Consider the following 23463-nt stretch of genomic DNA (forward strand, 5'->3'; position numbering starts at 1 on the left):
TAAAAATATGTAATAACGAGCTTTTCTTGCATAAAAGTTAAAGCAGAACTTTTACTCAGAGTTTGGGTAGATTTATTTACGATAAACTCACTTCTTTCTATTTTCTACCACCTCTTTTACATTTTCTCCTAGAAGGAGAAAACTTAAGGCATGAAAAAAGGTGATCAAATCTTAAACCGCTGTACGCTCTTCAATTCCATTATCAGTCGCGACAATTGCGATATCTGCTTTGTTGATCGCAAAGATACCGTTACACACTACCCCAGGAATATCATTGATGGTTTTTTCAAGCTCAAGTGCATTCAGGATATTCAGGTTATAAACATCTAAAATCACGTTACCGTTGTCAGTTACCACACCTTCACGATACGCAGGATCTCCACCTAAAGCGACCAGTTTACGCGCTACTGCAGAACGTGCCATCGGAATCACTTCTACCGGAAGCGGGAATTCACGGCCTAATTGCCCTACCCATTTTGAATCATCTACGATACACACGAATTTTTTCGCGATAGAGGCAACAATTTTTTCGCGAGTCAGTGCTGCGCCACCACCTTTGATCATATGCATATGACGGTCAATTTCGTCCGCACCATCGACATAGGCATCTAGACCACCCACGCTGTTCATATCAACAACTTCAATGCCGAGCTTTTTCAGGCGCTGTGCTGTCGCTTCCGAACTGGCTACCGCAGCTTCCAATTGCAGCTCAGGTAAAAGCTCAATTAAAAAGTTCACAGTGCTACCTGTACCTACGCCTAAAATACCCCCTTTTGGCAAGTGTTTTAAAGCCGCTTTGGCTGCAGCTTGCTTTTTCTCATCTTGGGTTGCATATAGACTCATGGCTTCACTCAACTATTTTGGACTTTTGCAGTATTTTCGAACCGCAAAGCTGTCTGGTTTGTTACAATAAGCCCCTATTTTAAACTGTTAGATGGAAAATTAACATGCTGTCTCGTTTGGTTCGACAAATTTTACAAGCAACGGTCTATGATGTTGCAATCGAAACCCCACTCGAAGCAGCGCCACGAATTAGCGAACGACTCAATAATAACATCCGCTTTAAACGTGAAGATTTACAACCGGTTTTTTCATTCAAGCTACGCGGTGCTTATAACCGTATTAGTCAATTACCGAAATCGCAAATGGAACGTGGCGTTATCACTGCTTCAGCAGGCAACCATGCACAAGGCGTGGCACTTTCAGGGAAAAAGCTAGGTATACGCGCGATTATTGTGATGCCTAAAACCACACCTGATATCAAAGTACAGGCAGTTAAACGTCTCGGTGGCGAAGTAGTTTTACATGGCGATTCATTTGATGTTGCCAATAAATATGCGATTCAACGTGCCCAAGAAGATGGCATGACCTTTATTCCGCCCTATGACGATGAACTGGTGATTGCAGGCCAAGGTACGATTGCCAATGAAATTCTGCGTCAATGGCGTGATGTGGACTACGTGTTTGTTGCAGTTGGCGGTGGCGGCCTGATCGCAGGTGTCGCAGCTTACTTAGGTGATGTCGCACCACACGTCAAAGTTATTCCCGTGGAATATGATGAGTCTGCCTGTTTAAAAGCTGCATTTGAAGCCAATGAGCGCGTAATTCTTCCATCTGTTGGATTATTTGCTGATGGGACAGCGGTAGCCCAAATTGGTGAAAAACCATTTGATGTAATCCGTCTGCAAAAATCGGACAATTCTGGCCCAATCGTGGAACCCGAGGTGGTGCTGGTGAATACTGATGAAATCTGTGCTGCCATTAAAGATACCTATGACGAGTGCCGTAGTATCGTAGAGCCATCAGGTGCAATGGCACTGGCCGGCATCAAAAAATACGTGACTGAACATAGCATCGAAGGGAAAAACATGGTGTCGATTGTCTGCGGCGCCAACATGAACTTCGACCGTTTACGTTATATCGCGGAACGTACCGAACTGGGCGAGCGTAAAGAAGCAATCTTTGCCGTGACCATTCCGGAACAGAAAGGTTCATTCCTGAGTTTCTGCCGTGCCTTGCAAGGTCGTAATATTACTGAATTTAACTACCGTGCCAGCGATGCTTCTGCTGCGCAGGTATTTGTCGGCATCAGTCTGAAAAATGGCGAGAAAGAACGTCAGGAAATTTATGAAGCCTTAAAGTTCCAGTATGACGTTGACGATCTCTCTGATGATGAAGTGGCCAAACTGCATATCCGTTACCTGATCGGCGGTCATGCCGATATTGAAAATGAACGTCTGTTCCGCGTGGAATTCCCGGAGCGTCCTGGTGCTTTACTGATGTTCCTGGAACGTCTTGGTCCAACCCATAACATTACCCTGTTCCACTACCGTAACCACGGCGCTGCTGAAGGACGTGTTCTGGTGGGTCTTGAAGCGACCGATGCACAACAAAATCCGGACGGTTTGATCGAAACTCTCGAAACCATTACCTATCCTTATCAGGAAATTACTAATAATCTCGGTTATCAACGTTTCTTGAAGTAATTCTTCCAAATATAAGCCGCCTTTTGAGGCGGTTTTTTTAGGATAATATTTTATGTAGATTTAAAATTGCATCATCAATGAAAACACCAATTATCCATTAATTTTCAATCTTGCTATAATCAAAAATAACTACAAAAACAGAGTCTTAAAATATGAATATCACTTTTATTATTATTTTACTTACTACTTTATTTGTCTATTTATACGGCTATCCAGCATACAAATTAAATCAAGAAGAAGATCGTGTTCGAACAAGTATGAAAAATATTCCCAGTAATGCGACCGCAAATAACCTCAGCAACATCGCAGGTATAGAGGCACATTCAGAAATACTCAACCAGTATCCCAAATTCGTTGTTTATATTTTTCTAGATCATTATAAAGAAGTGAAATTAGATCCTAAAATTTCATCTTTTGTGAAAAGCTTTTCTTGTGCCGCAATCGACAATCTAAAAACTTATCCTCAACTCAAACGCCAAGCCACACTCAATATCATGAAAGATGATCATCATGAATTCGAATACATCATCCAAAATAGTTATGGAACCTTATATACACATCGTCAGGTTATGTCTGACTGTCCAAATTTTCAATCTGTACTTCATATGAAAGAAGCGTAAATACTTCAAAGATTTGTAATATTTTTACCTAAAGACTATAGCTGAAGAATCGCCTTCTTATTACCATAGCGAATATAACGAATGACATAAAGATAACGAAGGACAATCCATGGCATTATTTGCAGTCATTGGGCTTGGCAGTTTCGGTGCCACAGTGGCCACACAGCTGATCAGCCTGAATCATGAAGTGATCGGGATCGATCTGAATAAAAAATATGTAGAAAACATTTCTGATCAGCTAACCCATGCCGTGATTGCCGATGCAACCGATGAACATGTACTCGACGAGCTGAATATTCAGCGCTGTGATGCTGCTGTGGTGGCAATTGGAGAGGATATTGAAGCCAGTATTCTGTGTGTATTGCACTTAAAAAATATGGGTGTCAAGAAAATATGGGCGAAAGCGAAATCAAAATCCCATCACATGATTCTGACCCATCTTAATGTTGAAAAAATCATTCACCCTGAAGAAGATATGGGAGTTCGGGTGGCCCAGTCATTAAGCTATCCGATGGTCAGTCGCTATATGGCGCTTGAGGATGATCACTATATTGTCAAAATTGAAATTCATACTGAACAGCATGGTATGCCATTGAATCAATTGATGAAGCATGGGCCTGAAATTACTACTTTATTACATAAGCGCGGGTCTACCCTGCAATATCACGTAGATGCCAATCAGGTTCTTCAGAAAGGCGATATTCTTGTGGTTGAAGGATTATTAGAGCCTTTGCGCCACCTTTCTAAATACTTTAGACATCTATGAAAAGTTCTAACTTAAAGGAACACCGGACGATTAATCTCAGCCCTCCAAGCTTACTGGCTTTAGGATTTCTCGGATTGATTCTGATCGGTTCGCTGCTATTAATGCTGCCCATTGCACATCAGGGAGAAATCAGCTGGCTGGAAGCTATTTTTACCGCAACTTCAGCAGTCACCATCACCGGACTATCGGTGGTGAATGTCGGTGAAGCCTATACGGTATTTGGGCAGATCGTCATTATGTTTTTGTTGCAATGCGGTGGTTTGGGTTTTATGACTTTCGCCATTCTAGCAGTAATGAGTCTGGCTCCAAAAATGGGATTGAAGCAGCAAGTCATGGCACAAGAATCCATCGGACAAACCAGTCTGAAAAAAGTCAGTTTTACCATTAAAGCCGTATTTTTATATTCACTATTTTTTGAAGCAATCGGTACGCTGATTCTGACTTTGGCGTGGCTCAAAGAATATCAGTTCAGCGATGCATTATTTTATGCAGCCTTTTATAGCGTTTCAGCTTTTAATAATGGTGGATTTTCACTCTTCCCCAACAGCTTGATGAGTTTTTCCGGCCAGTATTTAATTACTTTTACTATCAGCATGTTGTATATCATTGGGGGTATTGGCTTTTTGGTGTTGATGGATGTTAAAAAAAACAAGCGCTGGCGCAAGTTAAGTACTAACAGCAAGCTGATCCTCTCTACTATTCTGGGTCTTAACTTAAGTGCGTTTATCGTACTCTGGCTATTAGAGGCCTCTAATCCGCAAACTTTGGGCCTGATGAGTTTAGGCGATCAGGCCGTAAATGCCTGGTTCCATGCTACGGTTCCCCGCTCTTCGGGTTTTAATAGCTTGCCAATGGAACAAATGAGCGATGCATCCAGTCTCGTTACCATACTGCTCATGTTTATCGGGGGCGGCTCCTTAAGTACTGCAGGCGGCATCAAGGTCGGAACGTTTATTATTGTGGTAATAAGTGTCATCAGTTTTTTAAGACGCGAAGATGAAATCCGGGTGTTTAATCACTCTATTCCGGAGAAAACCACATTTAAAGCCTTGGCGGTGGTGTGCATTACTGCTGCACTCATCATAATGGGCTTTATGAGTCTATTAATTCTGGAACCTGATCTTGATTTTCTGGACCTGCTGTTTGAGGCTGTTTCGGCGGCATGTACCGTCGGCTTGTCTCGAGGTGTGACTGAAGAATTACAACCAGCCAGTTTAATCATTCTGATGTTATTGATGTTTGCAGGTCGACTAGGGCCACTGACACTTGCTTATTTCATTGCAACTCCGAAAAAGAGCCGCATAAAACATCCTCCTTCAGAAATCCAGATTGGCTAAAATTAGCTATAAAAAAAACCATGCCGCAGCATGGTTTTTTTTAATCTCAAGATGATTAAACCTGGAATCTTAGAACCAGTTCATCAGGGAAATTCCTAGTCCCACATAAGTGGCACGGTGATTATAATCAATCAGACTTTCGCCATAGCCGTCAAAAAGCTGGAATTGACCTCGCAAACGTCCACTAATCGGGAATGACCAGTCAAACTGTACTGCACCACGGTTATCATCTCCACCTTTTAAAGTATGACGCAGCATTAATGAAAAATCATGCTCGTTATATCGATAAAATGCAGTCATGTCTCCGCGTCCGATATAGTTTTTGATCTCGGGATTGTTATCGTCTTCACGTTTCTCTTCAAAGCGATACCAAGGACGAACCATCAGGGCAAAATTGTCTTTTTCAAAACCAAAATTCAGCATCACCCGGTTCCAACTGCGCGATAGCGGATCAGAGCGGCCATTGGACTGATGGTTGAAAGTCAGGCCTAACATGCGCCAGTTCAGACCTAACAGGTCATAATTGGTACGCAAAACAAAACTGGCTTCTGGTTCATAATTGGTTTCACGAAATGGACGTGATTCTTCCGAGTTATACACCTGCCAACGCGAAGACTGGGTATAACCGAGCCAGAGATCACCATTATTTCCCAAGATATTTTCAACTGCCTTGGTCTTTAAAGACAATTGAAACTTCGCTTCAGTTGAAGTGAGATTTTGTTTCTCTGTCTCTGTATTGTTCGGGTTTTCACTTTGAGGGAATTCATTTTTTTTCGATGTCCAGAAACCTGGCATCAAATACACCGGTTGATAGGAACGAATGTTCCAGGTACCAAGTTTACTTTCCGGAGAGAGTTCCCAGCGACTATCCAGCAAAGACAGATTCGGCGTCAGCTTTGATCCTTCAGAGACATAAATATTGGAGACAGTTTTCCCAATTTTTTCTTTCAAATTATCGGGTTCAGGTGCAAGTTCTACCGCAGCACGACGCTCAGAAACGATTTCAGGCTTATCGGTTACCGGAATTTTAAATAAAGCATCATAGCAAGCCAGACGCTCTGCACTACTTTCTAGTGCGGCACAGGCTTCGGCCGTTGCCGGCATGGGGCTGTTAACTACTGTTTCTTCCGCATTCACTTGCGTCCCAACAGTACAGCCAAGCAAAACGCTCAGCTGTAGAGTTGAGCGCTTAATTGAATTAAGCGCCATTCCTTATCCTCATTTTTTTATTTATAGAACTTGTTGAATCACAAAACCAAGCTGCTCAAGCATTTCACGCTTTGCTACCGGTGCCACCACAGCCTTGGTTGCCTGCTGCTCGACCAGATAGGTCTGTGCAACACGCTTCAAGTCATCCAGCGTGACATGCAACAAACGTTCCCGAAGCTTTTTACGGAACGCTGGTGTGCGTTGATGCAGATAGGCATAACATGCAGTAATGGCTTCGCCTGCCGGTGAACCCGGTTTATCCATGCTGGCAATCAGACCCAGAATGGCTTCTTCCAACTGGTGTGGCTGTTGTGGTGCATTGAGTAACCACTGGATACTGGCATCAAAATCCTGGAAAGTTTCTGCTAGACGTGGGTCACGATAGCTGTAGAAACGGAACGAACAGGCATTGCCGTCATAGCTCGCACCACCACCATAGGCACCACCTTTTTCACGAATGGCGCTGTGCAGGAAACCATTACGTAAATAACCCGCCAGTACCATCAATGCAGCAGCATCAGGGTGTGAGACTTCAACTGCCGGATAAGCAGCCGCACAGAACTGGACATTGGCTTGAATCAACCAAGCTTCGTGCTGATCATGGGTCAGTTTTTCGACTTGAGTCAGTGCAACCGGTGCTGGATCAACCGCAAGTTTGTCCCAGACATTCTGGATTTCTTCGATTAGATGCTCAGATTGTGGTTCTTCACACACTAGCAGGAATTGCTTTGGTGCTTGCAACAAGACCCGATGAATCCGTTTTAATTCATCAATCAGCAGATCATATTCAGCCGGATCTTTTTCGATCTTAGACACCAGTTCGATCAGCCAGTTCAATGCACCCAGACCGGTATTATGATAATCACGCAAAGCCAATGCACTATGCTGACGTGAAGCGGTCTGCATCGCATAACTATGTCCAGAACCGGAAATACGTGACTGCCAGCGCGTTTTACGCTGTTGTAGCAGCTCGATAATACGGTCTTTTTCATCAAAACGGAGCTGTTCAAAACCAATCTTCAACAGACGGATCGCATCGAGATGATTCACCAAAGATTTAGTGGTCAGGGTTAGCCAAGCAGTAATCTTGTTTTTGTCATCCACTTTCGAACGCAAAGACGCGCCCATGCCCAGACCACCGCTTACCGCTGTTTGCAGTTGCTGGAACTCAAGATAATCATACTCACCCGCACCGACTTCACCCATCAGGATTGAAAGCAGATTAAAGTAAGGCGACTGCACCACTTCATCCGGAATATTAACCAGAACCTGTTGATAATAAATACCATTAGTTCCGGCATGATACAGGTTCAATGGCGTATCGACGTGGTTACAGATAATCTCGCGTAACTGACCTTGCACAATCTGTAATTCCGCAGGCACATCTTCCAGACCGACTTTCGGCAATAAGTTCAAGTCATCTGGTGTATCCTGACGCACATTTAATGCCTCAGTCTGTGCAATAATTTCAGCTTTTTGCTCTTCAGTCAGATTCTTGCCAATTTCAGCCAGACGTGCTTTTTCATCCGCTGCTTCTTTGGCAGATTTGGTCGCATCCGGAACCAGTGTCAATTGGACACGATGTGGGTTATCCAGCAGATGCTCTTTGATCAAATTGGATAACCACATTGGATCTTGCAGTTCTTCTTTGACTGCAGCAATGGCAGAGTCCACATCCCAAACTTCGACCGGATCACGATGATGAATCGCGCTGCCCAGACCGCTCAGAATCAGGCTTAAACCATACGGCGTACCATCACCATTGATTTCACGCTGATGCAATTCGATTTGATGCAGGATCGCATCGACCATGTTCTGATCAACCGGTTTAGAGGCAACCTCTTCTAGAACCTTAAATACACCATTTTTAAATTCTTCTGCATGCTCAGGATTTGAACCCTGCACCGCACAGTAGAAAGTCATTTCAAAGTTAGAATCATCCACGCCCATGAATGGACCTGTTGCATCTGCATAACCACAAGTTTCCAGATAATGACGTAGTGGTGATGCTGAATCTTCGAGCAGAATTCCTTCGACTAAACGCATACCTAAACGCAATTTAATGTCACTGGCTTCCGGCAATAACCAAGACAGCACATGATAGGTCTTGTCCTGTAGGTCTTCGGCATCAACCGCATAGCTGTCGGTAACCGTCAATGGTGCAGTCAAACGGGTTTCAGGTGTTGGATAGAGCGTCTGACCTTTTTCAAATTTGGACAATGCCAGATTTTCAAACTGCTCTTGCAGTTCAAATGCGGTTTTATTACCAAAAGTCATGAAGACTGCATTACTTGGATGGTAATGTGACTTATAGAAATCGACTAACTCTTGGTAAGTTAAATCAGGAATATCTTTAGGATCACCGCCCGAATTATAGTGATAAGTCGTATTTGGGAATAAATGATGCGCCAGCGTGTGATAAAGCCGATCTGAAGGCGAACTCATCGCCCCTTTCATTTCATTAAAGACCACGCCTTTATAGACAGGCTCACCATTTTCCAGCTCAATACGAATACCTTCCTGAGCAAAATCCAATGGATTCAGGTTCGCAGCAAATGCTGCATCCATATACACTTCGAGCAGGTTCTGGAAATCCTTGCTGTTTTGGGTCGCAAATGGATACGCAGTCCAGTCCGCCGCAGTAAAGGCATTCATAAAGGTGTTCAGTGAACGGCGAATCATCAGAAAGAATGGATCGCGCACCGGGAACTTTTCTGAACCGCATAATGCAGTATGTTCCAGAATATGCGCTTCGCCTTTAGAGTCCATCGGCTGGGTACGAAATGCGACCAGAAAGACATTTTCATCGTGATTGGTCGCCAGGTGATAATGTGTGGCGCCAGTCACTTTATGTTTATATTCAGACACGAAAATGTCTAAAGCTTCAACATGTTGTTGACGTACCAACTGAAACGCAGGATGTACAGTTTGAGAAATGGTTTCAGTGACATCTACAGTCATGCGATCTCCTAATGCTTTAATTAAAATAACTAAGAGCATTATAGCTTTAGTTATCTGAATTATTCACGTTGAAAACCGAGGATTTTGATCGAATTAAGTAAACTTGATCATTTGAAAATTAAATCATCAAATTTACCATCCAGATTCAGCTTAGGTACTATAAGCTTAGGCAATCAGATATTTAAAATAGTTATAGCTTGGATTATTTTCAACAAATACATAGTTCTGTTTTTGATAAAAACTGGCAGCCAGCCGGGTATCGGTTTGCAAGCATAAAGCGGAATAGTGCGGACGTGCCAGTTGTTCCAGATAAGCCAAAAGCTGCTTACCCACCCCATGTAGCCGATATTTTGGATGTACATAGAAGCGGCGCACACGGCCAATACGTTCCTCAATCCCATTATCGCCCCATTGCTGGTTGAGGCCACCACAGGCAATCAGTTTTTTACCGTCATGTGCGATCAGTAAATGCTCATTGGCTTGAGCAAAGCAGTTCTTCCCAGTGCGATATTCTTCAATTAACTTATCCATCACATCTAGGCCTTCTTTGCGCGCCAGCGTTGCGAGCGCTTCGATTTGGTCAGGAAGTTGTTCGACTTTTACAATTTTAATATCCATATACGCACGCTATTTAAAATGATTGTGAAAATGAGGTTCGCAGAACGACTTAAAAGTATCATACCAAGCCCGAATTATCCTTATAAATAAAAGTTCACACTTAAATCAATACTGATGAGTGCCGGCGCCTAAAAATAAGTCAAAACTTAGACCAAAGATAGCTCCTGAATAAAATACAGCATTTTTGAGAAATATTTGAAAATGATTCAGCAAACTACAGCATTTCCAAGCAATCGTGTAAACTTGATACTTTCATTTTTAATGTGATATTTGAACATGGCAAATGTTGATCTTTTTGCAATTGGTAATGCGCTGATTGACCAAGAATTTAAAGTTTCTGATGATTTCTTAAATGCACATCATTTGCAAAAAGGCACCATGCAACTTGCAGATGGTGAAACTCAGGCCACTCTTTATCAAAATCTCCAAGCGACTCAGGTGTATAAAGGTCAGGCTTCTGGTGGTTCAGCAGCCAATACTACGGTAGCATTTTCAGCACTGGGTGGTTCTGCATTTTATGGTTGCCGTGTCGGTAATGACGAACTCGGGCAAATCTATCTGAAAGGTTTAAATGATGCTGGCATTGAGACTACAACCCAATCGATTAGTGAAGGTGTAACAGGTACCTGTATGGTACTAGTCAGCCCTGATTCTGAACGCACCATGCATACCTATTTGGGTATTACGGCTGAACTGAGCAATGCACAAATCGATTTCAGTCAACTGAATACAGCAAAATGGCTTTATCTTGAAGGCTATTTGTCGACTTCGGATACCGCACGGCAAGCTGTAAAACAGGCACGTGAAATTGCCCGTGCTAACGGTGTTAAAATTGCGTTAACTTTATCTGATCCGGCAATGGTGCAATATGCCCGTGCAGGCCTTGATGAAATGATTGGCGATGGTGTTGACCTGCTACTGTGTAACCAGCAAGAAGCCTTGATGTACACCGAAACCGACAGTCTTGAGGCTGCTTCACTTAAACTGAAAAGCTTAAGTCAGCACGTTGTCATTACATTGTCAGCCGAAGGTGCACTTATTTCAGATCATGAGAACACCTTTAAAGTACCAGGCCGTAAAGTGACTGCAGTCGATGCAAATGGGGCTGGTGATGCTTTTGCCGGTGCTTTTCTGTACGGATTAAACGCCAATTTAGGTTTGCAAGCATCTGCAGAACTGGCAATTCTTATTTCCAGTCAGATAGTTTCACAATTTGGTCCACGCCTGGCAGTTGAAGACTATGCAGCCTTATTAAAAGACTTTCGAAAGGAATGTGCTTAATGTTTAAAATTTGCATGACGGAAGACATTCCAGAGCGTGAAGCACGCTCTTTTGAGCTTCCAGATGGTGATACAATTTTCATCACCCAACGTGATGGTGCATTTTATGCCTATCAGAATTTGTGCCCACATTTGCAGGTTGAACTGGAATTTCTGGAAAACCAGTTTCTGGATCGCGATCAGGAATTTATTGAATGTTCAACGCACGGTGCACTATTTCTGGTGGAAAGCGGTGAATGTATTTCTGGCCCTTGCCAAGGTCAATCACTTGAAAAAGTAGATATTACCGTGCATTCTGATGGTGGAATTTACCTCTCAGAATAAGACTAAAACGGACAACACCATGCCTGCATTGTTTCTAGACTATAATCTGATGCCTTTCCATCTCAGCTTATTGGCGATTATTCTGTTTGGCGTGGTGAAAACCGTTTGTTTCTATTTTGGGCTGAGACCCAGTAAAATTCTGCAAAAAATTTCACCCTATGATTTTCAGCATGTTGATCTGTTAAATGTGAAATTTTCAAAAACATTGATTGTATTTTTTTTCCTGATGAATTTCAGCTTTGCAGGCTATGTCTTGCAATTTCTGATTTATTCTCAGGAATTCAAGTTTCTCCCCGCTTATTACCTGATCATTCCCGCTTTGATCATTGCGACCTTTTTTACGATTTTTATGATTCACTGTCTCGATCAGGTCATTCCACCCAAATATAAAAAGAACAATGTCAATTTGCTCGGCCGGCTGGCAACGATTTCAAGTGGCAATGCCCGCCCCGGTTTTTCTGCTCAAGCACGGGTTCGGGATGAATATGGGCAACTCCACTATGTACAGGTAGAACCGGAATTTGGTGAGCTTGGCTTTCAATCGGAGATTATTCTTATTCGCATAAGAAAATCTCATTATATAGCCAAGAAAATCTGCAAGTCTAACCAGCTGTTTAGCCTAAATCTGGATTAAATATCAGGTCATTTCTCATATTGAAAATCCTGACGGCTATCAGGATTTTAGTTTAGAGATTTATTTTTTGAGAAGCCCCGAAACCATACTTAGTACATTTTGTATATCGCTGTTGGCTTCCTGCTTACTGGTCTGTTCACCTTGTGGGGTAAGAGAGTCAATAATCTGCGGCAATACCTGTGAAATAGCACCATATACATCTTGCTTAGGGGTATGAGTTTGCTGCGCTACCTCTTCAACTTCCTGCTCATCGAACAGGTTTTGTACCTGCTGCGGATCAACATGAGCATTTTCACCGGGACCTGTCGATACCCAATCGTCTACCTGACGAGTAAGGCCTTGGCCTTTTAGCTTGTCCAAGGCACCCTGCAAGCCACCCTGTTTTTGTATCCAGGCCAACACCAGAGGCAACACAGCGATCAACAAAGTTTTGCCGGTAGAACTCCCCCCGAAACCTGAGCGAGGTTGAGAGGTGCTTTGACTACTGGCACCACCACCTAGCTGACTGAGAACCGAACCTAAAATTGCACTCAGGCCATTTTGGCGTGTTTGCTGACCGGTTTGATTCTGTTGATTTTGGGTTTGTTGGGTTTGTTTATTTTGCTGAGGATTGGACTGGTTTAAATGCCCTAATACTGAGCCTAGAATATCTGCCAAGCCGCCCTGTTGTGAAGTTTTCTGCTGCGATTGTCCGCCACCTAATGCCTGCTTTGCTAATATTTCCACAATATTACTTAGGTTTGTCATGTCCTATATCCTATGTGCATCTTAACTACAGGATACGGCCTGCCTTTACATTGTCTAGGCCAGATTGTGTTAATATTTGCAATCTTGATAAAGTAGGTTTTTCGGCTTACCAGCGAAATTTATCCCAGTTTTCCGGGTTAGCCCAAAACTTGGAATTAAACCAGTCTGGCACATGTTTATAGGTTAAAATATTAAATTGCCACAGCGCAAAATCTGCCTCATGTGCGGTCTTGTCGATCAACTGGGTAAATCCCAAAGCTCTCAATAATTTTTCGTTGTGCAAACGACTGACTACCACCAGACGTTTGGCAAACAAATCACGCAATTTCACCAAAATTTGGCTCATCATCTGTTCAGACAAAAATTCAGTTTCTGTGGTATCCAGCCTCACCACAGCCACGTCATAACGTTGTTGAAAAGGCAGATTTAAAAAGTCAGATACGCTAAAATGGTACCATTGAATAGCTGGCTGAAACTGGACTTGGCTCAAGTCCTGCCCAATACAAATAGCAGTATGAATTGGCTGTTCCCGTGCGAAATCGTCTAGCATCGAAGTAATGACATTCTGCTCAGCCATAACTGCATCCTTATGATTTAAGTGAGTAATTTTTATGGAACTTCAGGGCATTTGTCATAAAATGCACGTCGGCCTCAAGGACCTTAGTGTAACTGAACAACAGTTACAGCGGGCAAATGTTGAATATAAATTAATTCTGGATCGTGCAGAAATTGATCTCCCGTTTAATTTAGGCGAGGAAATCGAGATTGAATGGACAGGGAATATTTACTGTGTGTCTTGTGGTAAAAAAACCTCCAAATCATTCTCACAAGGTCACTGTTTTAAATGTTTTAAAACTAATGCTTCATGTGATATGTGCATCATGAAGCCAGAAACCTGTCATTATCATTTAGGCACTTGCCGCGAAGATGAATTTGCACAGAATGTCTGCTTTCAGCCACATATTGTCTATTTGGCCAATTCTAGCGCATTAAAGGTCGGTATTACCCGTACCAGCCAAATGCCGACCCGCTGGCTTGATCAAGGTGCCACCCAGGCCCTGCCGATTATGAAAGTGGGCTCACGTCGTCTTTCTGGAAAGCTTGAGGTCATGTTTGGTACGCAGGTAGCTGATAAAACTGACTGGCGCAAGCTACTCAAAGGTGAAGCAGAACCACTCAACCTGATTGAAGTACGTGAACAGTTACTAGAAGAATTTGCACCAAAAATTCAGACGATCCGTGAGGAATTTAATCAGAATTTGCAGTTTAATGAAAATATTGAAGTGCTTGAAGATGAACTGCCACGTGAGTTTATTTATCCTGTAGATGAATATCCGGAAAAGATTAAATCGCATAATCTGGATAAAACTCCCGTGATTCGCGGCAAATTACAGGGAATTAAAGGCCAATATTTGATTTTAGATACTGGCGTGATCAATATACGCAAATATACCGGTTATGAGCTGATTATCCGAACTTAAACCCTCATTGCCAAAAGCATAAAAAACCAGCCTGCGGGCTGGTTTTTTGGTTAAGATCATCTTATTTGATTTTTGCCTGAGATTGCAGATAACGCGTATAGTCATCAAATTCCTGCTGACCACGAAGTTGCTGATATAACTTCACCAACTCACTACGTTGCTCTGCACTCAATACATCTACCGGGTTCTTCTTCACTTCTGATACTGCAACTACAACCAGCTCATTTGGCATTTTCGTTGTCGTTACTGACCAGTAACCTGGTTTTGGTGTCGGAAGACTAAATGCTGCGCGCTGTACATCGCGTTTTAGCAAACCTTCAGCACGTGTGTAAACACCAGCATCTTCAAAGATCAAATCACCTTTTGCCACAGCTGCAGCCGGTTTGGTTTTAAACTCATCCAGAGCTTTCTGAATTTTTGCTTTTGCCAATGCAGCTGCTTTGTCTTCAATCAATAATGTCTTAACCAGCGGTTTGGCTTCTGCCAGTGTCTGCTCACCGGCTGCATGATAATCACGCACCTTGATCCAGGCTACATTACCATTGGCCAGCTGGATACTGGATGAAGCATTACGATCACCATTTTTAACATCATCATTGAACAGTTTGACTTTGAGGCTAGCATCGCTCAACACTGGATCTCGGGTCGAAAGTTTTACCCCTTGGGCTTTCTGAACCTGTACACCTTTGACCTCTTGAATAACGACATCCAGAGAATCACTTCCTACCACCATATCATTCAGTGTATTGACCATATCGGAGAATGCATTGGATTTTTTAGCAGCCAAAACTTCTTCAGATAAACGCGCTTTTTGTGACTCAAAAGAAGGAACCGCAACATCTGGAGTTTGTACAGAAATAATATGATATCCATAATCTGTTTTCACCGGCGCAGACACCTGACCCGATTTTAAAGAACCAACTGCCTGATCAAATGCGGTACCGAATACGCCTTCTTCATAGACAGCAATTGCGCCACCTTTCGACTTGGAATCAGGGTCTTCAGAATACTGTGCGGCAGCCTGGGCAAAACTTGTTCCAGCTTTAATTTTTGCTGCAATTTCAGTTGCCAGTTTTTTTGCTTCTGCATCACTACGACTGTCCGCCGTAATTAGAATATGCTTCACCTCTGGTTTAACTGCCTGTTTTTGTTTAGCAACAAAAGCTGTATAGGCTTCCTGAAGTTCAGCATCTGTCACCGCTAAACTCTGTGCCTGAATATCGCTTGGCTTTAATACCACATAGTCCACATCTACACTGGTCGGCTGCTTAAACAGGGTTTTATGTTTTTCATAATAGGCAGCAATTTCTGCATCAGTTACTTTGACATCTTTTTTATAACGATCCAGATTAATGCTCGAAATATAAATATGGCGTTGTTCAGTTTGCAAATCAGCAATCTGCTGCATTTCGACCGGACTCACCAGCGGATAATCCAGAAAAGTCGATGACAGCATCTTCAATGCATGATCTGTACGTAAACTTTCGATCAAAGCACGATTGGTCATGCCAATTGATTTCAGATAGTTTTCATATAAAGCATTGGAGAACTTGCCATCTTGCTGGAAGGTCGGCTGTTGGGCGATCATCTGTTCAATCTGCTGGTCACTGAGACTGATTCCCAATTTTTCAGCCTGTTGCAACAATAAAGTACGGGCGACCAGCGTATCCATGGCTTTTTGGTCGATGAAGCTTTGATTCAGTAAAGTTTCATCCCCATTGGCATAACTGAGATATTGTTCTTTAAATGATTTCGTCAGTGTCTCTAATTCTTTTTGAGATATTTCAGTTCCGTTTACTGATTTTGCTGCATCAGAACTTCCGCCGCTAAAATATCCTTCAATACCTACAAGTGCTAACGGGGTCAAAAATAGAACGAGCAAGACTTTGCCCAACCAGCCCTTAATAACTTTACGAAAAGCTTCCATAAGTATTCCAATATTTTATTTGCCAAGGATTTTAACCGAAAATACCCATTGAATGAATGTGTTAATCATCTCAATTAAATTTATTAATAAAAAACGCGCCAAATAAGGCGCGTTTTGTCGCTAGAAAGACTTAAGCTACAGCGTCTTTTAAGCCTTTACCTGCTTTGAAACTAGGTACTTTGCTTGCTTTAATTTCAAGAGTAGCACCAGTTTGTGGATTACGGCCAGTACGTGCAGCACGTTCTTTCACGCCAAAAGTACCAAAACCGACTAAAGTTACAGTATCACCCGATTTTAAAGCTTCAGTAACAGAAGCAATTGTAGCATCTAAAGCCTTACCTGCGTCAGCCTTAGATAATCCCCCTTTCTCTGCAATTGCATCAATTAATTCTGATTTATTCATGAAGATTACGTCCTCTTAATATCGTTTATTTAAGGTTCAAGAATTGGTTTAACATGCCATAACGCCTTTATAGCAATGCTTTAGGTATAAACGCAATACTTAAGAACCTCTTTTTTTTCAAAAAATATGCGAAAAAAACATTGAATAATAAATAAAGTCATTTTATTTGTGTTTTTTTCGATAATTCTTCTTTCATTTTTTCTTGTTCCGCAGTCAATTGATCAACTTTGGTATGCAACTGAAGGATTAAACGTTCCAAATATTGTACATCCTTCAGTGTGACTAATCCTATACGATTCAATGAATGATGAACAGAGTTGTCAATTAATTTTTCCACTTTGTCTTTGGTGTCGATAACCGACTCTTTGGCTTTCTCCGAAACCTTTTCTACAGTTTGATCAGCAATATCGACAGTTTTAGATTCCAGTTCTTCACCCACCTTGACCAGCGAGTCAAACAGTTTATTGCCTTCTTCTTCTGCACGCGAAAATGCCCCCAGCCCTGCCAGCCAGATCTGTTTGGTGTATTTACGAAAATCAAGAACCGATTTGCGCTCTGAGGCAGATTTGGACTTGGCTTTTAGCGTTTTCTCATTCGAAGCTTCCGTTGAATCTTGTGCTGTTTTTGACTTGTCCATGTGCACGGCTCCTGCTTATTTTCCACTCAATTATTATAAATTATTCTACAAAATCACTGCATAATAGCAAATTTAGTACTTGATAGATTTGGTAAACTGTTCTACAAAGCAATTTATTTCAAGTCTAATTTGATTTAACCCTGAAATCTTTTTACAGGCAGGAAGCTTTTTCACTTTATATTTCAGGTAAGGATTGGTTGTATATGAGCGAATCGCAACAAAGTCAAAATCAACCGCATTTGTTGCTTACGATGATGTTAATTGTTCTTGAAACAATATTTACCTTCATTCTCAAGCATGATCGTGTCGTTGCTCTACAGGCCAAAAAGTTTGTAGATGAAAATATCTCGGTTAAAATCAATAGCTATATTCCATATTTTGACTTTTATGTGCAATTCACCCCAAACGGGCTATTGTTTGACCATAAAGCACCAGGCCGCATTGTAGATCTGGATGTACGCACGACCCTCCCTGACCTGATTAAAATTTTTATTTTTGGCAATCGTCGCAGCATCCGCAATATGCGCATTGATGGTCATCAGGTTTTAAAAGATGAGTTTCGTGATCTGTTAACTGTATTTAGTTTACCAAAAGTCTTGGCTGACTGGAGGCACTGGCTGTCCGAGGCACCTACAGATGAGACAGAAATTGTTGCCTCTAAAAAGCGTATTGCACCACTTCTAAAGAAAATTGAAGAGCAACGTTCCAAGATCAATACCTTGCAGGTAGAAGTTAAACAGTACAGAAACCGTCTGAAACGGATCGAGCAACGTCAAAAGCGCATTAATATTGCTTTTGGCCTGAGCACCATACTTTTGATTACGTTATTAGTGTATAATTGGCTGAGTGTGTAAATCTTTCATTATCCAAAATTTAAATCCCACTAAGGTCTACCAAAAATAACTTGACTATTTTAGTCGGGATTCTTAGAATTGACACATCTAGTCTAACCATGTGTATCGAATCATGCGCCTAACCACTCGCGGTCGCTACGCTGTGACTGCTCTGCTTGATCTAGCTTTACAGCCTTCTGAAAAAACGATTACGCTCGCTGAAATTGCAGCACGCCAAACTATTTCTGTCGCGTATCTTGAGCAGTTATTTGCGAAACTCAAACGCCATGGCTTAGTTTCAAGTGTTCGCGGAGCAAATGGTGGTTACCATTTAGCACGCAATGCAGATGAAATTACAGTATTAGCAATTATTGAAGCTGTAAACGAAACAGTTGATGCGACTCGCTGCGACCATAAAGGCAACTGCCAGAATGGCGCAATGTGCTTGACTCATGATTTATGGCAGGAACTCTCCCATCACATTGCCGATTATTTAGCAAAAATCTCGCTTGCTGATCTGGTTGCGCGTGACAATGTACAAACCGTGTCATTACGCCAAAATTCAGCCCCCTTTGATTCAGCCCTTTTATCGGTTACAGGTATTTGACATGAAACGTCCGATTTATCTTGATTATGCAGCTACAACTCCTGTAGATCCTCAGGTTGCTGAACGTATGATGGAATGCTTAACATTCGATGGTACCTTCGGTAATGCAGCATCTCGTTCACACGCATATGGTTGGCAGGCTGAAGAAAAAGTTGAATATGCACGTGAGCAAGTTGCCAATTTAGTTAAAGCTGATCCGCGTGAAATCGTATGGACCTCAGGTGCGACCGAGTCAGACAACCTTGCAATTAAAGGTGTAGCTCATTTCTATGCATCTAAAGGTAAACATATTGTTACCTCTAAAATTGAACATAAGGCAGTTTTAGATACCTGTCGTGAGCTTGAATCCGAAGGTTTTGAAATTACCTATATTGAACCACAGCCTAAAACTGGTTTAATTACACCTGAGATGGTACAGGCAGCGATTCGCCCAGATACGATTCTTGTTTCCCTGATGATGGTAAACAATGAAATCGGTACGGTGACTGATGTTGCAGCGATTGGTGAAATCACTCGTGCCAACAAGATTTTCTTCCATGTCGATGCTGCCCAAGCAGCGGGTAAAGTTGAAATTGATCTTTCGACTTTAAAAGTGGACCTGATGAGCTTCTCTGCACACAAAATTTATGGTCCTAAAGGTATCGGCGCATTATTTGTACGTCGCAGCCCGCGTGTACGCCTTAAAGCTGAAATGCATGGTGGCGGTCATGAACGTGGTATGCGTTCAGGTACGCTGGCAACACATCAAATCGTAGGTATGGGTGAAGCTTTTGAACTTGCAGGTAAAAACCTGGAAGCTGAACAGACTCGTATACGCGTACTTCGTGACAAGCTTTGGAATGGCCTGCAAGATTTGGAACAGGTTTTCCTAAATGGTCACCCGACTCAAAACGTTGCAAACTACCTCAACGTAAGTTTCAACTTCGTTGAAGGCGAATCTTTGATGATGGCATTGAAAGATGCTGCAGTATCATCAGGTTCAGCATGTACATCTGCAACACTTGAACCATCTTATGTACTTCGTGCGCTCGGTCTTTCAGACGAGCTTGCACACAGTTCGATCCGCTTCAGCTTTGGTAAATACACCACTGAAGAAGATATCGATCACGTATTGACTATCACTAAAGCTGCTGTTGAGAAGTTACGTGAACTTTCTCCGCTTTGGGATATGTATAAGGAAGGTATTGACCTTTCTAAAGTTGAGTGGGCTGAGCACTAATTTTCATCCTGAGATAGTAACGAATCCGTTGCTGTCTCATTGAGAAAAAATTTTTTACCCCCATATTTAATACTAAGGCTGACCCCGAGGTTTGGAGAAGCAACATGGCTTATAGCGAAAAAGTAATTGATCATTACGAAAACCCTCGTAATGTTGGCGTTTTAGACAAAAATGCTGAAAACGTTGGTACTGGTATGGTTGGTGCGCCAGCATGTGGTGACGTAATGCGTTTACAGATTCAGGTAAACGACGAAGGCGTGATTGAAGAAGCACGTTTCAAAACTTATGGTTGTGGTTCTGCCATTGCATCAAGTTCACTGGTGACCGAATGGCTCAAAGGTAAAACTTTGGATCAAGCTCAAGCGATCAAGAACATTGATATTGCAACTGAACTTGCACTTCCACCAGTAAAAGTACACTGCTCTGTTCTTGCTGAAGATGCAATTAAAGCAGCTGTAGAAGACTACCGTAGCAAGAAAGTTAAAGCTTAATTGTTCCACGTTTTGAAATTTTAACGGAGTTTTCATGATCCATTTAACTGAAAATGCTGCAACTCATATCAGCAATTATTTAAAAAATCGCGGTAAGGGTGAAGGTATTCGCGTTGGTGTGAAAACTTCAGGCTGTTCTGGTCTGGCTTATGTGCTCGAGTTCGTAGATGAAGTCGATGCACATGATCAGGCCTTTGAGCAGTTTGGGGTTAAAGTATTCGTTGACCCGAAAAGTCTGGTTTATCTTGAAGGTATGGAGATGGACTACGTTAAAAACGGCTTGAACGAAGGCTTCGAATTTAACAACCCCAACAAAAAAGGCGAATGCGGTTGTGGTGAGTCCTTCACTGTATAAACCCGACAGTTATTCTCTTTGACATTAAAACAGTGTGTTTCACACTGTTTTAATTGCATTTATACAGTTATTTTTGCACATTAATCGCGGATCACCTCTCCCATGAATCATTTTGAGCTGTTCAACCTTCCTGTAGCACTCGATATTGATTTGGCGGCTTTAAAGACTGAATTCTTAAAGTTGCAGCAACAATATCACCCAGATAAAGCTGAAGACAAAGATCAGGCGCTGATTAAATCAAGTGATATCAATCAGGCATTTAAAGTCTTGTCAGCGGTCGATAGCCGTGCAGCGTATTTACTGTCTCTCAAGAAACAGGATTATCACTTAGATCAGTCGATCAGTGATTTTGAATTCTTGCAGGATGCTCTGGAAATTCGTGAACAACTGGACGATGCGACTTCTGCTGAAGATTTAACCTCACTTAAACTCGAAGTCCAGCAATGGATTGAGGGTCTGGTTCGCGAGTTTAAAATTGATTATGCGGATGAAGACTGGGCTGAAGCACGCGATACAGTGCGTAAACTACGTTTCTTTGTCAAAGTCATGGCCGATATCGACAAAGCGGAAGACCGCTTCCTGGACGATGACAGCTTTGATCTTGATGATGATTTCTAATTTTTTTAATATTTAACGTGCAAAGGATGTAACACTATGGCTCTCTTGCAAATTGCAGAACCAGGTCAATCAAGTGCACCACATGAACACCGCATTGCGATTGGTATCGATTTAGGCACCACCCACTCTTTGGTTGCCACGGTTCTTTCAGGTAAAGCCAAAGTACTTAATGACGAACAAGGTCGTGTGCTACTTCCTTCTATCGTGCATTATGCAGAACAACAGACTCAATACGGCAATGAAGCAGCGCCTTTCATTATTACTGACCCGGAAAATACCATCGTTTCTGTGAAACGCTTCATGGGTCGTTCAAAAGCCGATATTAAATTCCAGCATCCCTATACATTGGTCGGTGAAGCGAATGAAATGCCGGCTTTTGAAACTGTACAGGGTCGTAAGACTCCGGTTGAAATTTCTGCAGAAATTTTAAAGCAGTTAAAAGACCGCGCTGAAGCAAGCCTGCAAAACCCGGTCAATGATGCTGTCATTACTGTTCCAGCTTACTTCGATGAAGCACAGCGTCAGGCAACCCGTGATGCTGCCCAGCTTGCCGGCTTGAATGTTTTACGTTTATTGAACGAACCTACTGCAGCTGCTGTGGCCTATGGTCTTGATCAAGAAAGCAATTTAAGTACAGATCGCAACTATGTAATCTATGACTTGGGTGGCGGTACTTTTGACGTTTCCATTCTGCGTTTTTCTCAAGGTGTGTTTGAAGTTCTGGCAACAGGCGGCCACACTGCGCTCGGTGGTGATGACCTGGATCGTTTAATCCTGAAATGGGCCAAAAAACAGCTGAATATCGATACTTTGAATGATACTGAATATGCACATTTCATTGTCGCTGCGCGCAAAGCCAAAGAAGCTTTGTCGGATGCAGATTCGGTTCAACTCCAGCTGCTTGATCAAGTATTAACACTGGATCGTCCGACATTTGAAGACATCATTAAAGTTGCTTTAGACAAAACCATCAGCGTCTGCAAACGTGTTATGCGTGATGCCAAGCTTGAACTGAATGACATTCAGAATGTTGTTTTAGTCGGTGGTTCAACACGTTCTTATGCGGTACAAAAAGCTGTGCGTGAAGTGTTCAACCAAGAACCGCTATGTACCATTAATCCGGATGAAGTGGTGGCGATTGGTGCATCAATTACTGCGAACCAATTGATTGGCAATTCAACCGATGGTTCATTGTTATTGGACGTGACCCCATTGTCTCTTGGTCTTGAAACCATGGGCGGACTGGTTGAACGTTTAATTTCGCGCAACACCGCAATTCCGGTGGCTCGTCGTCAGGAATTTACCACTTATCAAGATGGCCAGACTGCCATGTTGATTCATGTGGTTCAAGGTGAACGTGATCTGGTTGAACATTGCCGCAGCTTGGGCCGATTTGTGCTGCATGGCATTCCACCAATGACTGCTGGTCAGGCACGTATTGAAGTGACGTTCCAGGTCGATGCAGATGGCTTGCTGACTGTATCTGCCAAAGAAACCACCTCTGGTGTGAATGCCCATATCGATATCAAGCCATCTTATGGTTTATCGGGTGAAGATACTGAACGTCTACTGCTAGAGGGTTATAAGTTCGCTGAAGAAGATAAAAATCTTCGTCATTTGAATGAAACCAAAGTTGAAGCTCAGCGTGAGCTGGAAGCACTGATTCAGGCACTTAAGGTAGATGCCGCTCTTTTAACGGAAGATCAGCTTACAGCTCTGCAAACTGCACAAACCCAACTTGAAACTGAACTTCAGGGTTCAGATATCAAAGCAATTGAATCTGCCGTTGAACAGCTTAAAATACATAGTGATGCTTTTGCAGCAGCACGTATGAATCAACATATTGATGCTGCTCTCAAGGGTACTAAACTCGACGACTGGTCAAACTCAAACTAATTTAAGGTAACGAC

24 protein-coding genes are annotated in these 23463 nt (G+C 42.4%); 15 read left to right on the forward strand and 9 right to left on the reverse strand.

Translation table 11 applies throughout. From position 1 onward, the window contains the following. Positions 1-171: 171 nt before the first annotated feature. Positions 172-843: a ribose-5-phosphate isomerase RpiA gene (rpiA, locus tag H9629_RS12070; RefSeq protein WP_064096095.1), complete on the reverse strand. Its 672-nt coding sequence runs from the start codon at positions 841-843 to the stop codon at positions 172-174. A 104-nt stretch (positions 844-947) separates the two neighbouring features. Here rpiA and ilvA point away from each other — a divergent pair, with 104 nt between their 5' ends. The 4 genes from ilvA (at position 948) to H9629_RS12090 (ending at position 5209) form a co-directional block, all read left to right on the forward strand. Next, positions 948-2486 carry a threonine ammonia-lyase, biosynthetic gene (gene ilvA / locus H9629_RS12075; protein ID WP_144725380.1) on the forward strand — a complete coding sequence of 513 codons (1539 nt, stop codon included), beginning with the start codon at positions 948-950 and terminating at the stop codon, positions 2484-2486. A gap of 152 nt (positions 2487-2638) precedes the next feature. After that, positions 2639-3106: a hypothetical protein gene (locus H9629_RS12080; RefSeq protein WP_191731170.1), complete on the forward strand. Its 468-nt coding sequence runs from the start codon at positions 2639-2641 to the stop codon at positions 3104-3106. A 109-nt stretch (positions 3107-3215) separates the two neighbouring features. Next, positions 3216-3872 carry a potassium channel family protein gene (locus tag H9629_RS12085; RefSeq protein WP_064096092.1) on the forward strand — a complete coding sequence of 219 codons (657 nt, stop codon included), beginning with the start codon at positions 3216-3218 and terminating at the stop codon, positions 3870-3872. Beyond that, on the forward strand, positions 3869-5209 hold the full coding sequence (locus H9629_RS12090; protein ID WP_191731171.1) for a TrkH family potassium uptake protein: 1341 nt from the start codon (positions 3869-3871) through the stop codon (positions 5207-5209). Before H9629_RS12085 ends, H9629_RS12090 begins: the two co-directional genes overlap by 4 nt. Before the next feature lie 69 nt (positions 5210-5278). Here H9629_RS12090 and H9629_RS12095 read toward each other — a convergent pair whose 3' ends face one another. The 3 genes from H9629_RS12095 to H9629_RS12105 form a co-directional block, all read right to left on the reverse strand. Further along, positions 5279-6418 (reverse strand): phospholipase A, encoded by a 1140-nt coding sequence (locus H9629_RS12095; protein ID WP_064096090.1) that lies wholly within the window; start codon positions 6416-6418, stop codon positions 5279-5281. Positions 6419-6439: 21 nt separating this feature from the next. Then, on the reverse strand, positions 6440-9379 hold the full coding sequence (locus tag H9629_RS12100) for an insulinase family protein (RefSeq protein WP_191731172.1): 2940 nt from the start codon (positions 9377-9379) through the stop codon (positions 6440-6442). Positions 9380-9544: 165 nt separating this feature from the next. Next, on the reverse strand, positions 9545-9997 hold the full coding sequence (locus H9629_RS12105; protein WP_144723977.1) for a GNAT family N-acetyltransferase: 453 nt from the start codon (positions 9995-9997) through the stop codon (positions 9545-9547). A 276-nt stretch (positions 9998-10273) separates the two neighbouring features. Between H9629_RS12105 and H9629_RS12110 the strand changes: the two genes are divergently transcribed. Genes H9629_RS12110 through H9629_RS12120 form a run of 3 tightly spaced genes read left to right on the forward strand, consistent with a single transcriptional unit; the run spans position 10274 to position 12235 of the window. Further along, the gene (locus H9629_RS12110; RefSeq protein ID WP_191731173.1) at positions 10274-11278 is read left to right on the forward strand and encodes an adenosine kinase; all 1005 of its coding nucleotides are present in this window, start codon (positions 10274-10276) and stop codon (positions 11276-11278) included. Between the two features lie 14 nt (positions 11279-11292). Further along, positions 11293-11601, forward strand: coding sequence for a Rieske (2Fe-2S) protein (locus tag H9629_RS12115; RefSeq protein WP_171255289.1), 309 nt, complete (start codon positions 11293-11295; stop codon positions 11599-11601). A gap of 19 nt (positions 11602-11620) precedes the next feature. Then, the gene (locus H9629_RS12120; RefSeq protein WP_064102168.1) at positions 11621-12235 is read left to right on the forward strand and encodes an OB-fold-containig protein; all 615 of its coding nucleotides are present in this window, start codon (positions 11621-11623) and stop codon (positions 12233-12235) included. Positions 12236-12295: 60 nt separating this feature from the next. Here H9629_RS12120 and H9629_RS12125 read toward each other — a convergent pair whose 3' ends face one another. After that, positions 12296-12982 carry a YidB family protein gene (locus H9629_RS12125; protein ID WP_064096084.1) on the reverse strand — a complete coding sequence of 229 codons (687 nt, stop codon included), beginning with the start codon at positions 12980-12982 and terminating at the stop codon, positions 12296-12298. A 106-nt stretch (positions 12983-13088) separates the two neighbouring features. Further along, the gene (locus H9629_RS12130; RefSeq protein ID WP_191731174.1) at positions 13089-13559 is read right to left on the reverse strand and encodes a DUF6231 family protein; all 471 of its coding nucleotides are present in this window, start codon (positions 13557-13559) and stop codon (positions 13089-13091) included. A 34-nt stretch (positions 13560-13593) separates the two neighbouring features. On the opposite strand from H9629_RS12130, the gene H9629_RS12135 reads away from it, so the two are divergent. Then, a complete protein-coding gene (locus H9629_RS12135; RefSeq protein ID WP_191731175.1) occupies positions 13594-14463 on the forward strand; it encodes a DUF2797 domain-containing protein in 870 nt (289 codons plus the stop codon). Between the two features lie 61 nt (positions 14464-14524). Here the strand turns inward: H9629_RS12135 and H9629_RS12140 are convergent, their stop codons facing one another. The 3 genes from H9629_RS12140 to H9629_RS12150 form a co-directional block, all read right to left on the reverse strand. Further along, complete coding sequence (locus tag H9629_RS12140; protein ID WP_191731176.1) at positions 14525-16390, reverse strand: SurA N-terminal domain-containing protein; 1866 nt, start codon at positions 16388-16390, stop codon at positions 14525-14527. Positions 16391-16520: 130 nt separating this feature from the next. Further along, complete coding sequence (locus H9629_RS12145) at positions 16521-16793, reverse strand: HU family DNA-binding protein (protein WP_004279807.1); 273 nt, start codon at positions 16791-16793, stop codon at positions 16521-16523. Positions 16794-16950: 157 nt separating this feature from the next. Next, positions 16951-17430, reverse strand: a complete 480-nt coding sequence (locus H9629_RS12150) for a phasin family protein (protein ID WP_064102064.1) — start codon at positions 17428-17430, stop codon at positions 16951-16953. Between the two features lie 203 nt (positions 17431-17633). On the opposite strand from H9629_RS12150, the gene H9629_RS12155 reads away from it, so the two are divergent. The 7 genes from H9629_RS12155 to hscA all read left to right on the forward strand — a co-directional run bounded on the left by H9629_RS12155 (position 17634) and on the right by hscA (position 23449). Then, positions 17634-18284 carry a hypothetical protein gene (locus H9629_RS12155; protein WP_144723971.1) on the forward strand — a complete coding sequence of 217 codons (651 nt, stop codon included), beginning with the start codon at positions 17634-17636 and terminating at the stop codon, positions 18282-18284. A gap of 112 nt (positions 18285-18396) precedes the next feature. Next, on the forward strand, positions 18397-18870 hold the full coding sequence (locus tag H9629_RS12160) for an Rrf2 family transcriptional regulator (protein WP_005096769.1): 474 nt from the start codon (positions 18397-18399) through the stop codon (positions 18868-18870). A 1-nt stretch (position 18871) separates the two neighbouring features. Then, positions 18872-20089, forward strand: a complete 1218-nt coding sequence (locus tag H9629_RS12165) for an IscS subfamily cysteine desulfurase (RefSeq protein WP_064096078.1) — start codon at positions 18872-18874, stop codon at positions 20087-20089. 104 nt (positions 20090-20193) lie between these two features. Then, positions 20194-20580, forward strand: a complete 387-nt coding sequence (gene iscU / locus H9629_RS12170; RefSeq protein ID WP_004279815.1) for a Fe-S cluster assembly scaffold IscU — start codon at positions 20194-20196, stop codon at positions 20578-20580. Between the two features lie 34 nt (positions 20581-20614). Then, positions 20615-20935 (forward strand): iron-sulfur cluster assembly protein IscA, encoded by a 321-nt coding sequence (gene iscA / locus H9629_RS12175; RefSeq protein WP_005107159.1) that lies wholly within the window; start codon positions 20615-20617, stop codon positions 20933-20935. A gap of 102 nt (positions 20936-21037) precedes the next feature. After that, on the forward strand, positions 21038-21553 hold the full coding sequence (gene hscB, locus H9629_RS12180; RefSeq protein ID WP_064096077.1) for a Fe-S protein assembly co-chaperone HscB: 516 nt from the start codon (positions 21038-21040) through the stop codon (positions 21551-21553). Positions 21554-21589: 36 nt separating this feature from the next. Further along, the gene (hscA, locus tag H9629_RS12185) at positions 21590-23449 is read left to right on the forward strand and encodes a Fe-S protein assembly chaperone HscA (protein ID WP_191731177.1); all 1860 of its coding nucleotides are present in this window, start codon (positions 21590-21592) and stop codon (positions 23447-23449) included. The last annotated feature ends 14 nt before the right edge of the window (positions 23450-23463 follow it).

The sequence above is a fragment of the Acinetobacter pecorum genome (genome assembly GCF_014837015.1).
Lineage (GTDB): Bacteria > Pseudomonadota > Gammaproteobacteria > Pseudomonadales > Moraxellaceae > Acinetobacter > Acinetobacter pecorum.